The organism is Marinospirillum sp., from assembly GCF_035271045.1.
Taxonomy (GTDB): domain Bacteria; phylum Pseudomonadota; class Gammaproteobacteria; order Pseudomonadales; family Halomonadaceae; genus Marinospirillum.
Window position 1 is genome coordinate 124,812 of the sequence record NZ_DATESC010000015.1, and the last position, 13,264, is coordinate 138,075.

The 13,264-nt window shown below is 43.8% G+C and carries 8 protein-coding genes; 1 reads left to right on the top strand and 7 read right to left on the bottom strand.

All coding sequences use genetic code 11. The features are described 5' to 3' along the window. Positions 1–56: 56 nt before the first annotated feature. From acnD to VJY63_RS06195, 4 genes are all read right to left on the bottom strand, one after another. A complete protein-coding gene (gene acnD, locus VJY63_RS06180) occupies positions 57–2,642 on the bottom strand; it encodes a Fe/S-dependent 2-methylisocitrate dehydratase AcnD (protein ID WP_324049309.1) in 2,586 nt (861 codons plus the stop codon). A gap of 79 nt (positions 2,643–2,721) precedes the next feature. Continuing rightward, positions 2,722–3,852: a bifunctional 2-methylcitrate synthase/citrate synthase gene (gene prpC / locus VJY63_RS06185; protein ID WP_324049086.1), complete on the bottom strand. Its 1,131-nt coding sequence runs from the start codon at positions 3,850–3,852 to the stop codon at positions 2,722–2,724. A gap of 30 nt (positions 3,853–3,882) precedes the next feature. Next, positions 3,883–4,776 (bottom strand): methylisocitrate lyase, encoded by an 894-nt coding sequence (gene prpB, locus VJY63_RS06190; protein WP_324049088.1) that lies wholly within the window; start codon positions 4,774–4,776, stop codon positions 3,883–3,885. 18 nt (positions 4,777–4,794) lie between these two features. Further along, positions 4,795–5,484 (bottom strand): GntR family transcriptional regulator, encoded by a 690-nt coding sequence (locus VJY63_RS06195; RefSeq protein WP_324049310.1) that lies wholly within the window; start codon positions 5,482–5,484, stop codon positions 4,795–4,797. Between the two features lie 246 nt (positions 5,485–5,730). On the opposite strand from VJY63_RS06195, the gene pabB reads away from it, so the two are divergent. Next, the gene (gene pabB / locus VJY63_RS06200) at positions 5,731–7,104 is read left to right on the top strand and encodes an aminodeoxychorismate synthase component I (RefSeq protein ID WP_324049090.1); all 1,374 of its coding nucleotides are present in this window, start codon (positions 5,731–5,733) and stop codon (positions 7,102–7,104) included. A 42-nt stretch (positions 7,105–7,146) separates the two neighbouring features. Here pabB and VJY63_RS06205 read toward each other — a convergent pair whose 3' ends face one another. Genes VJY63_RS06205 through relA form a run of 3 tightly spaced genes read right to left on the bottom strand, consistent with a single transcriptional unit; the run spans position 7,147 to position 13,238 of the window. Next, on the bottom strand, positions 7,147–10,020 hold the full coding sequence (locus tag VJY63_RS06205; RefSeq protein ID WP_324049092.1) for a response regulator: 2,874 nt from the start codon (positions 10,018–10,020) through the stop codon (positions 7,147–7,149). A gap of 21 nt (positions 10,021–10,041) precedes the next feature. Continuing rightward, positions 10,042–10,944, bottom strand: coding sequence for a nucleoside triphosphate pyrophosphohydrolase (gene mazG / locus VJY63_RS06210; protein WP_324049094.1), 903 nt, complete (start codon positions 10,942–10,944; stop codon positions 10,042–10,044). A 35-nt stretch (positions 10,945–10,979) separates the two neighbouring features. Beyond that, positions 10,980–13,238: a GTP diphosphokinase gene (relA, locus tag VJY63_RS06215; RefSeq protein WP_324049096.1), complete on the bottom strand. Its 2,259-nt coding sequence runs from the start codon at positions 13,236–13,238 to the stop codon at positions 10,980–10,982. Positions 13,239–13,264 lie beyond the last annotated feature (26 nt).

Consider the following 13,264-nt stretch of genomic DNA (forward strand, 5'->3'; position numbering starts at 1 on the left):
ATAAAAAAGGCAGGCATTAAGCCTGCCTTTATCGACATTAATGAACTAACTAGCTATTAAGCTTTGCCAGCCAAAAAGTCTTGTGCAAAACGCTGTAGAACACCACCGGCTTGGTAAACACTCACTTCAGTCGCCGTGTCTAAACGGCATAGCATAGGTACTTTTACCTGCTCGCCATTTTTACGGTTAATGACTAAAGTCATCTGACCACGCGCTTTTAGATCACCTTCAACGTCGTAGGTTTCAGTACCGTCTAGGCCTAAAGTTTTGCGTGTAGTACCTTCTGCAAACTGTAAAGGTAAAACACCCATACCAATGAGGTTAGTACGGTGAATACGTTCAAAGCCTTCAGCAGCAAGCACTTCAACACCGGCTAGGCGAACACCTTTAGCAGCCCAGTCACGTGAAGAACCTTGACCATAATCAGCGCCAGCCACAATAATTAGCGGCTGCTTGCGATTCATGTAGGTTTCAATCGCTTCCCACATACGCATCACTTTGCCTTCTGGCTCTACACGCGCAAGCGAACCTTGCTTAACTTTGCCATCTACCACAGCCATTTCATTAATTAGCTTAGGATTAGCAAAAGTAGCACGTTGGGCTGTTAGGTGATCGCCACGGTGGGTTGCATAAGAGTTAAAGTCAACTTCAGGCAAGCCCATCTTGTGCAGGTATTCACCCGCTGCTGAGTCCATCATAATCGCGTTAGAAGGCGATAAGTGGTCAGTGGTGATGTTGTCTGGTAGAAGCGCTAAAGGACGCATGCCCTTCATGGTGCGCTCGCCTGCCAAAGCACCTTCCCAATAAGGGGGACGACGAATGTAAGTCGACTTAGGACGCCAGTCGTATAGTGGGCTAATTGCCGCCACGCCTTTGTCTAGGTCAAACATCGGAATGTAAACCTCATTAAACTGCTCAGGCTTAACACTCGATTTAACCAGCGCATCAATCTCTTCATCTGAAGGCCAGATGTCTTTTAGGGTAATCGGATTGCCATCTTTGTCATTACCCAGTGAATCTTTTTCGATATCAAAACGAATCGTACCGGCAATCGCATAAGCAACCACTAGCGGTGGCGAAGCTAGGAAAGCTTGCTTAGCGTAGGGGTGAATACGGCCATCAAAGTTACGGTTACCCGAAAGCACAGCGGTAGCATAAAGGTCACGGTCAATAATTTCTTGCTGAATAACTGGATCTAACGCGCCAGACATACCGTTACAAGTGGTACAAGCATAACCTACGATACCAAAGCCTAGCTGCTCTAGTTCAGGCAAAAGATTGGCTTCTTCTAGGTACAAACGTGCCACTTTAGAACCCGGTGCAAACGAAGTTTTTACCCAAGGCTTACGGGTTAAACCTAGCTCGTTGGCTTTTTTAGCAATTAAGCCAGCCGCTACTACGTTGCGTGGGTTAGAGGTATTAGTACAGCTAGTAATCGCCGCAATAATCACTGCACCATCCGGCATTAGGCCATCTTCTTTAATCCACTCGCCAGCAATGCCTTTGGCGGTTAAATCAGAAGTAGACACACGAGCGTGAGGGTTAGAAGGGCCTGCCATAGTACGAACAACACTGGAAAGGTCAAACTTTAATACGCGTGGGTATTCCGCTTTTTTCAAGCTGTCAGCCCAAAGGCCGGTTGCTTTAGCGTAATTCTCAACCAAAGCCACTTGCTCAGGCTCACGACCGGTTAGCTTTAGGTAATCAATGGTTTGGTCATCAATGTAGAACATACCCGCTGTCGCGCCATATTCTGGTGTCATATTAGAGATAGTGGCACGGTCACCAATAGTTAAACTATCAGCACCTTCACCAAAAAATTCTAAGTAAGCGCCGACTACCCGCTCTTTACGCAAGAATTCAGTAATGGCTAAAACGATATCCGTTGCAGTAATGCCCGGCTGACGTTTGCCTACTAGCTCAACACCAATAATGTCAGGCAGGCGCATCATAGAAGGCAAGCCTAGCATGACGGTTTCAGCTTCCAAACCACCCACACCTATGGCTAAAACACCTAGCGCATCAACGTGAGGCGTGTGCGAGTCAGTACCCACACAGGTGTCAGGGAAAGCAACACCATCACGCGCCTGAATAACCGGCGACATTTTTTCTAGGTTAATCTGGTGCATGATGCCGTTACCGGCAGGAATCACATCAACGTTTTCAAAGGCAGTTTTGGTCCACTCAATAAAGTGGAAACGGTCTTCGTTACGACGGTCTTCAATGGCACGGTTCTTTTCAAAGGCATCAGGATCAAAACCCGGTGCTTCAACCGCCAAAGAGTGGTCAACAATGAGCTGAGTAGGAACCACAGGGTTAACCTTGGCAGGGTCGCCGCCCATATCAGCAATGGCATCACGCAAACCAGCCAAGTCAACCAAAGCCGTTTGACCAAGAATATCGTGACACACCACACGGGCTGGGTACCAAGGAAAGTCTAAATCTTGCTTACGCTCAATTAGCTGTGCTAAAGAAGCGGTCAATTCTTCGGGTTCACAACGGCGCACTAGCTGTTCCGCTAAAATGCGTGATGTGTAAGGCAGGGTTGCATAAGCACCTGGCTTAATCGCTTCAACCGCTGCTTGGGTATCAAAATAATCTAGTTTTGTACCTGGCAGATTTTTACGGTATTCAGTATTCATCATCTAAGTCACACTCGATAGGTCGCTTAAAAAGAATGAAGTCAGCCACAAAGGGCTGACTTAATAAAAGCAAGACTAATTAGTCACGCTCGCTGATGGGTGTTACTGCACGTGGTTCTGGACCGTTATAATCCGCACTAGGGCGAATAATACGGTTATTTGCACGTTGCTCAAATACGTGAGCAGCCCAACCCGTTAGGCGCGAACAAACAAAAATCGGCGTAAATAACTTAGTGGGAATACCCATAAAGTGATACGCACTGGCATGGAAGAAATCAGCATTACAGAATAATTTCTTCTCGCGCCACATAACTGCTTCAACACGTTCAGAAACAGCGTAAAGAACCGTGTCGCCAATGTCGTTAGCTAGCTTGTCAGACCATTCTTTAATAATCGCGTTACGTGGGTCAGAGGTGCTGTAGATGGCGTGACCAAAGCCCATAATTTTATCTTTACGTTCTAGCATACCCATGATTTCGCTTTCAGCTTCGTCTGCTGATTTCCAGTTCTCGATCATGTCCATAGCCGCTTCATTAGCGCCACCATGCAAAGGACCACGTAAAGAACCGATAGCGCCGGTAATGCAGCTGTGTAAATCAGAAAGCGTAGAAGCACACACACGCGCAGTAAAGGTAGAAGCGTTAAACTCATGCTCAGCATAAAGAATTAACGAAACGTTCATAACCTTGCTGTGTAATTCACTGGGCTTTTCACCACGTAGCAGGTGCAAGAAATGAGCGCCAATAGAATCATCATCGGTTTCAGTTTCAATACGCACACCATCGTGAGTAAAACGGTACCAATAGCAAATAATCGAAGGGAAAGCCGCTAACAAACGGTCGGTTGCATCTTGCTGATCAGCAAAAGAAGCTTCTGTTTCAAGGTTACCCAACATAGAACAACCCGTACGCATAACATCCATAGGATGAGCGTCTTTAGGAATTTGCTCTAACACTGTTTTAAGTGCTGCTGGTAAACCACGCAAAGTTTTTAGCTTAGCAATGTAAGCATCTAGCTCGGCTTGGTTAGGTAATTTACCTTTTAATAGTAGGTAAGCAACCTCTTCAAAAGTGGCATTTTCAGATAAATCTTTAACGTCATAACCACGGTAGGTTAAGCCTGAACCAGACTGGCCTACAGTACAAAGTTCTGTTACACCGGCAGACTGACCACGCAGACCAGCACCGGTTAATTTTTTAGCTTCAGCCATATTCTTTTTCTCCTCAATCAAAAAAAGTGCTTACTTGTTTTTACCTTCAGCAAATAGCTGATCTAGCTTCTGCTCAAAATCATGGTAGTTAAGGAAGTCGTATAATTCCATACGTGTCTGCATGGTATCAACCACTGCTTTCTGGTCGCCATCATCTAAAAGGTGCTGGTAAACATTCAATGCAGCCTTGTTAGCGGCACGGAAAGCAGATAAAGGATAAAGAACCATGGTTGCGCCATTGGCTGCTAGTTCTTTAGTGTTGAATAAAGGTGTTGCACCGAATTCAGTAATGTTAGCGAGCAAATGCTTGCCACCAATACCATCAGAGAAGGCTTTGTAATCGTCTAGTGTGTGTACTGCTTCAGCAAAAATACCGTCAGCACCGGCTTCTAAACAGGCTTGAGCACGCTCAACAGCTGAGTTCAAACCTTCCATTTGGAAAGCATCGGTACGCGCCATAATGAAAAAGTCTTCGTCAGTACGCGCATCAACGGCTGCTTTAACACGGTCAGCCATTTCTTGAAGTGAAACAATTTCTTTGTTAGGACGGTGGCCACAACGCTTCTGGGCAACTTGGTCTTCTAAGTGAACCGCGCCAGCACCGGCTTTAATCATTTCCTTAACCGCACGACCAATGTTGAATGCACCACCCCAACCTGTGTCGATATCCACTAGCAAAGGAATTTCAACAGCACTGGTAATACGGCGCACATCTTCTAACACGTCATTCATGCTGGTCATGCCTAAGTCAGGTAGACCATAAGAAGCATTAGCAACACCACCACCGGACAAGTAAACAGCCTGGTGACCGACACGCTCAGCCATCATGGCGTGGTAAGCATTGACTGCACCAACAATTTGCAAAGGATTGTTAGCGGCTAGTGCTTGGCGAAAACGACCGCCTGCAGTTAGTTTTTTAGTCATTTGGGTTTTCCTCGGTTATCAATCTTGGGGGGTTAAAGTAATAGTTTTTTTAGCTTCGGCTTCTTGAAAGCGTTGCTCAACATTATTTCTTGAAGCCCTAATGTGCCGACGCATCAACATCTCGGCAAGTTCTTCATCACGCTGCTCGATGGCATCAACAATGCGATGATGTTCAGTAAAAGCACGTTGTGGGCGACCGCTGGTGGCGCTAAAACGGTAGCGATACATACGCACCAAGTAATACAGCTCACCACACAGCAATTCCATTAATTTCTTATTACCGCTCCCTAACACAAGACGGTAATGAAAATCTAAATCGCCTTCTTTTTGGTAATAAGCAATATTTTCTTGTAACTCGGCCTGCTCTTCATGTTTTTTAAGCAAGGCTTTTAAACTGTCTATTTCATTTTGGGGCATACGCCTTGCAGCTAAACGGCAGGCCATACCTTCCATTGCTTCACGCACCTCATAAAGCTCTAACAGTTCGGCAATGGTTAAAGAAACCACTCGCGCACCCACATGAGGAATGCGTGTAACTAAGTGACGGCCTTCTAAACGGCGCATGGCTTCTCTTAAAGGGCCACGCGAAATACCGTATTGTTTAGCCAAGCCTGGCTCAGTAATTTTAGTACCCGGTGCAATATTGCCAGTAACAATGGCTTCTTGAATGTCTTCAAAGACACGATCAGCCAGTGTTTGCCCATCCATTGACTCAACAGTCCAGCGCTGCTCATTTTCGGCAGAATCGTTTATGATTAGCGGTTGCGGATTTAGGCTCATAAATAAGATTGTCAACAATGTGTAAATTAAACAATACTGTAGACAACTGTTACTAACGGGTCAATTAAAACCTTAGTCTAAAACACTAAGAAAAATACAACTAACTGAATTTAAAGTTTTTTTTAAAAAAAAGCCAATCGACTTATTTTATAATTTTTACAAGGTGTCAACAACTTGAGTTTATTACAGGCTCGCCAACTGCCTTTCTCGAACGGAACACGACTGCTTTTAGCCATTAAACACTGGAATTGGCCTATATTATTGGACAGTGACAGCGCTTTAAATGGCCTGACTGCTACAAAAATAACGGGTCGCTTTTCTATCGCAGCAGCAGCACCCAGTAAAAAGCTAAAAATTTATAATCAACAATCAAAAACCGAGTTATTCGCACTTAGGCAAATGAATAAAACCCTAGTCTTAGACGACGCATTAAATCATCTACCCTTTATAGGCGGCTGGTTAGGTTATTGGAGTTACGATGCAGGCAAGCTCTTTGAAACACTGCCGCAGCAGGCTAAACAAGACTTAGACTTGCCGTTAATTTGCATGGGCTATTACGACTGGGCGCTAGTCACCGATCATCAGCTAGAACAAACTTGGCTGGTTGGTGAATTTACAGAACAATTGGCGACTGAATTAATAGAACGCCTTAGCCAAGCTTACAAACAAGTTAATGCAAACACACCAGCAAATTTTAAGCTTACCCAACCCTTTATTAGCAATTTAAGCTATAACGATTACCAGCAGCGTTTTAACCAAGTACAAGCCTTGCTAAGTAGCGGTGATGTTTATCAAGTGAATTTAGCCCAGCGTTTTTCTGCCCATTATCAAGGTGATCTTTACCAAGCTTGGCAATGGTTACGTGAACAAATTGCTGCGCCTTTTGCTGCTTTTATAGATTTTGATGAAGCCACTATTTTATCTTTATCACCTGAACGTTTTTTACAAGCCACTGCAGCTGGTCTGGTTGAAACCAAGCCCATTAAAGGCACGCGCCCGCGGGGAAAAAATCCACAAGAAGACCAGCAGCTTGCCAATGCATTGTTAAACAGCAACAAAGACCGCGCTGAAAATTTAATGATTGTGGATTTATTAAGAAACGATTTAGGGCGCGTCTGCCAAACAGGTAGCATTCAAGTACCTGATTTATTCACCCTAGAAAGTTTTACCAATGTTCACCATTTAGTCAGCCGAATTATTGGACAGCTAGCAGCAGGCAAAGATAATTTAGATTTATTAACCGCTAGCTTTCCTGGTGGCTCTATTACCGGCGCACCTAAGCTTCGAGCAATGCAAATTATTGATGAACTAGAGCCGCACCAGCGCAGTGTTTATTGTGGATCAATCGGCTATTTAGATAGACGGGGCGGCATGGACTTTAACATTGCCATACGCACTTTTATTGCACATAAAAATCAGCTGCACATTTCAGCCGGAGGTGGCTTAGTCGCTGATTCAAATGGCAAAGAAGAATATCAAGAAACACTGCACAAAGTAGCGCGGCTGATTCGCTGTTTACAACCCAACTTTAGCGGTGATACAAGCTAAGCTGCTGTTAATAAGTTTTGTTGTTAATAATCTTTTAAGCGTTTAACTAAAGGCTCTTTGCTGGTGCCAATCAGGCGTATAGTCTCGGTCATACCAATCTTGCAGCCGATCTATTTCATAAAAAAGCTGCTCTAAACTACTGGCCACCCGCTGCTGTTGACCCGACTTTAATTGGGTTTCTAGCGCTTCAGTGGTTTGGGCTAAATCAGGTACACCACAATAACGGCTCGCACCATGCAAACGATGCACCGCATCCAGCAAAGCTGGATCGTTTTGGTTTTTTAGCGCCAGCTCTATCGCATCACGGCTTTCGTTTAAACTGTCTAAAAGTAAACTTAATAATTCATCCGCCACCGCCGCTTTACCTATCGCTAACTTAACCCCCATTTCATGGTCGACAGGGCAACTTTGCCAAGACTCTTCACTGTGGTTAACGTTCAATAAAGGTGCGCTGGTCAATTCAAGGGTAAAGCGCTCACCTAACCAGCGGTGTAGTAAATCCGTTAGTAGCTTTTCATTAATTGGTTTTATTAAAATATCGTTAATGCCCGCTTGTAACCAGCTTGAACGCTCTTCAACAGCTGCATGAGCAGTGCAAGCAATAATGGGTAAGGTACGGTATTGATGACCCAGCGCACGAATTTTTTTCGTGGCTTCAATGCCTGAAATAACCGGCATTTGAATGTCCATCATAATCAAATCAATTGGATGCTCAGCAACACAATGCACTGCTTGTTCACCATTTATGGCTTGCAAAGTCTCAAACCCCATTTGCTCCAATAAAGTCACCAGCAGCAAAAGGTTAGAAGGCGTATCATCGACCGCTAAAATAACAGCAGGCTTAGTTTTAGGTAATAAGGTCTTACTGGTTTGCCTAACAGTGCTGGGGTCTAATAAACCTTGCAGGGCTTGCTTTAAACGTGGCATGGCTAAAGGCTTGGTTAATAATTGCCCTGCACTTTGACGACGTAAAAATGTATGCGTGTCAGGTTCAGAAGTATTCACCAGCAACATATTAGGTAACTTAGCAACGCGCAACTGGCTTAAACAATCCAGCCAAGACTTTTCCTTAACTTGCCACGCATCCATACCCACCAACACGGCTGTAACATCTTTTAAACACAGTTTATCAGGCATTTTTTCTGGCGAATCCCAAGATTCAACCTGTGCGCCCCAACGTCGTAATTGATGCGACCAAGCTTGGTTCGTTAAGCGGTGGCTTTCTAGCACCCCAAACGTTTGTCCCACCAACCAAGGCGTAGCTTCAGGCGCGGCATTTAAAACCATTAAAGGCAGACTAAACCAAAAAGTAGACCCTTCACCTTCTACGCTTTCTAAATCGATTAACCCACCCATTTGCTGTACTAACTGCTTACAAATAGCCAAGCCTAAGCCCGTACCACCAAATTGGCGTGTTTGTGTGGTGTCGGCTTGCGTAAAAGCACGAAACAGTTTTTGACGCTGATTTTCGCTTAACCCTACGCCAGTATCAGTAACCGCAAATTTAATGTAACTCACTTGCCCTGACTGGGGTGCAATTAGCGCAGCAGAATCAGTTAAATCATCACGATCATCTAACATAATACGCAACACCACATCCCCTTTTAGGGTGCATTTAAGCGCATTACTTAATAAATTAGTGATTAATTGCTTTAACCTTAACGGATCAATGCTGACCTTTAAAGGCACATCGTCATATACTATGCCCAATAAACTAATATTTTGCCGATGACTAATGGGCGCAAACATAGATAAGCAATCATCCAAATGTTGGCGTAAATCCAAGGGCATTTCTTCTAAAACCATCATGCCTGCTTCAATTTTAGAAAAATCTAAAATGTCGTTAATAATGCCTAGCATGGTTTCTGAGGTGCTTAGAATATGATTAATGTATTCTTTTTGGCGCTGATCCATTGAGGTACGTGACAAAAGATTAGAAAAGCCAACAATGCCATTCAATGGCGTGCGAATTTCATGGCTCATATTCGCTAAAAACTCAGACTTAATTCGGCTAGCCTGCAAAGCATCTTTTCGCGCTTGGTCTAGCTCAATATTTTTAATCTCAATCGTTTCTAAGCTACGCAGCGAATCCTCATGCACTTCGTCAATGGATTGTTGATAACTTTCATCCCTTTCTGCCAACTGCTTAGTCATTGCAACCAAACTTTCTTGAAGTCTTTCTAGCTCTAACACACTTGAGTAGCGATAAGTGGATGAATAAGACGATAAAGTAGCATGGGTATATTTACCTTCAGCAACAGCCAATAATAAAGTACGTGCCTGCTCTAAATGCATTTGTAAATAACTAACAAGGTAATGCGTTAATAATAAACTCAGCAAAAACAACCCTGTGATTAAACCACCACTTAATAAGGCTAAACGGTATTTATATAACAACAAAGGCGTAAGGCTAAGCTCTAATTCTGCCCAACCCAGTAGTTGCTGACTACCCAGCAACCGTTGACGGCTAAGGTCTCTTTCGTGACTTAATAATTCAAAAATAGGTTGCACAAAGCGCAGCGTTTCTTCTTCTTTAGCGACTTGTGCTTGTAATTGCCAACGTAAATTAGGATAAAACTGCAAAGGGCGCATACTTGGCCCAGCGTGTAAAAGACTGATTTGGCTTGAATCGTACAGCGAAAAAGCACGTACATCTTGATTCTCCAGCAACTGCTCAGCTAAAAACTTAACATCGTTCAAAGATTCTAGCTTGTTAAGACTTAATGCCAGCCTAGAACTAAGGTTTTTTAGCATTAGCTGACCACGTTCTAATAGCTGCTCATCCAAGGCTTTAAAATGGGTATTTAACAACCAGCCACCCGTTGCTAGCGTTAATAACCACAAGGGCAAAAAACAACCAAAAATAATCCAGTTTTTTAAAGAAAAACGCATCCCTTGCTTTTTATTTTCACCCATGAGCTTATTTTTTCTTATCGCTTAATTGTTTTTTGGTTGGCAGTTACTTTCTTTTAACTGGCTTTCTTTTAACTTGGCAGCTTCCCAATAAACATCTAGCTGTTCTAACGAAAAGCGCTGTTTAGCATCGGCTTGGTTAGCAACCGTTAACGGTTTACCTGTGTCTAAACACAAGGTTTCAATCATTTTAAAACGCTGTTCAAACTTACGGTTAGTGCTGCGTACAGCACTTTCTGGGTCTACTTTTAAATGCCGCGCTAAATTAACGGAGGCAAATATAAAATCCCCCATTTCGGCGGCTACTTCATCTTGATTGCCAGCGGCTAAAGCTTCTCGAATTTCAGCCAGCTCTTCTTCCATTTTGTCCAACACTAATAAAGGGTCGTCCCAATCAAAACCAACCTTAGCGGCTTTCTTTTGTAGTTTCACCGCGCGTGTCATCGCCGGTAAATTAAGTGGCACACCATCTAACAAGGATTCGGCTGGCAACTCGCCTTTTAATTCACGCTCAGCCGCTTTCACCTTTTGCCATAATTGGCTGACTTCTTCAGGCGTTTGTGGCTGTTCACTCACAATACCCGTAGCAACGCCTGAACCGTATAACTCACCATCAGGGAAGATATGTGGATGGCGCGTCACCAGCTTATTAGTCAATACATCCACAATGTCGGCAAAATTGTAGCGCTGCTCTTCGTTAGCAAGCTGGGCATAAAAAATCACTTGCAGCAGCAAATCACCCAGCTCTTCTTTTAGGTGCTCAACGTCATTGGCTTCAATGCATTCCACCACTTCATACACTTCTTCTAATGTGTGAGGTACTAAAGATTGGCGCGTTTGTTTTAAATCCCAAGGACAACCCGTTTCTGGGTCACGCAATCGAGCCATTAAATTCAGCAAATCGTCTAATGCATAAGGTCTTTGCACAATTCATCTCTTTTAATTAATGCTTATTTCAGGCTTTAGCCATTAGGTTTTTGACGAAAGCGCTGTACATCTACCACATTGGGTAGCTGATTAATTTTATTCAACACTTGCCCTAGCGCTTCTAATCCCAACACCTCTAAAGTCACTAAAATATTGGCAAGGTTTTCTTTTTTATTCGTCAAGGTATTTACCGATAAAACATTCGCCTTTTCATTGGCTAAAACCACGATAATATCCCTCAGCAAGCCGGTACGATCCCAAGCTTTAATACGAATATCCACCGGATGCATTTGTAGTTTATTACTGCCCCATTCTACATTCACTAAACGGCGGGGATCTTCAGCACGCAACTGGGTAATGTTAGCGCAATCTTGACGGTGAATTGTGACGCCTCTACCTAGCGTGATGTAACCAATAATATCATCGTCAGGCAAAGGCTGGCAGCACTTAGCCATTTGGGTCATTAAATTGCCAACACCCAAAATGGTAATATCATCTTTGCTGGATGCTTTGCGACTGGAAGGACGTGTTAGTAGTCGGTCGAGTTGGTCAATGTCTTCCGTTTCACCAAACAACTGCTGCGCCATTGATAAAACTTGACCTGAACGTAAATCGCCTGCACCTAAAGCTGCATACAAATCCTCTTCGTTCTGTAGATTGTGTGCTTTAGCTAACGCCGCCATATCTAAACCTTCAAGGCTTAAACGCTTAAACTCTTTTTCAATTAATTGGCGACCACCTTCAACATTTTTATCGCGGTCTTGTAGCTTAAACCAGTTCTGAATTTTAGCTCTGCAACGGGTACTTTGCACATAACCCAAAGCAGGGTTTAACCAATCGCGGCTGGGCGAACCTTCGCCTGCTGCCGTTAGAATTTCGATCTGCTCGCCGGTTTTAAGGGTGTAGTTCAGCGGTACAATGCGCCCACCCACTTTAGCGCCTCGGCAACGATGGCCTATTTCAGTATGAACACGGTAAGCAAAATCGATGGGCGTTGCACCTTGCGGCAAGTCAATAACATGACCGTCAGGGGTAAAAACATAAATACGGTCTTGAGCAATATCACCTTGCAACTCATCACGCAGGCCAGTTAAATCACCAATTTCTTCTTGCCAATCCAATACCTGTCGCAGCCAAGCAATTTTTTCTTCGTAAGCATTACTTTTATTAGCAGCATCTGTGCCTTTATAAAGCCAATGCGCGCACACCCCTAACTCAGCTTCTTCATGCATAGCAAAGGTGCGAATTTGGACCTCTAAGACTTTGCCGCCATCCGTAATAACCGCCGTGTGTAATGAGCGATAACCGTTATCTTTAGGCGTAGCAATGTAATCATCAAACTCATTAGGAATGTGTTTATACATAGAATGCACTATGCCCAACACCGCATAACAATCCCGCACTTCTGGCACTAACACCCTAACAGCACGAATATCGTACACTTGCGAAAAGTCGATTTTCTTATTTTTCATCTTGCGCCAAATCGAATAAATATGTTTGGCACGGCCTTGTAAATCAGCACCTTCAATGCCTTGATCTTTAATCGCAACGCTTAATTCTTGTAACGTTTTTTGAATGTATTCAGCACGGTCCATGCGCTTTTCAGCCAGCAACCTAGCAATGTACTTATAGCTGTCTTCTTCTAAATAACGAAATGATAGGTCTTCTAATTCCCACTTAATGTGCCCAATACCCAAACGGTGGGCTAAAGGGGCGTAAATATCAAACACTTCACGCGCTACTTTTAAGCGTTTTTCATTGGTCGCTGTTTTAATTTGCCGTAAAGCGCAAGTACGCTCGGCTAATTTAATGAGTGCAACTCGCACATCATCAACCATAGCAACCAACATTTTACGCAGTTTTTCTAAAGGGTTTTGCTGTTGACCAAAAGCAGGCGCATCGCTGGTTTTAGTTTGGCTAATACTGGCCATTTGATGCACACCATTCACCAGCCCCGCGACGGTACTGCCAAACTGTTTTTCTATTGCCGTTAAGCTCACCAGCTCTTCACGCACCCCACGGTACAAAATAGCAGCAACTAAGGTGTCATCATCCATGCGTAATTCACCCAGAATATCAGCCATTTCTAAGCCGGTTCTAAGGTTGCTTGCGCCTTCATACCACTGCCTTTTTTCTGTTTCTGCACGTTTTTCTAGTGTTGCAGCCAAATCAGCAGCAGCCCTTATTCGTGCCGGATTAGCTAACGTAACATCCAGTTGTAAGTGATCCAGCCAGCGATCTAAATTAACACTGCCATCTGAATTCAGTGGTTGGTCGTCTCTTACCTTTACCATAGCTTTATCGCCCTAGTGTTTTTCCG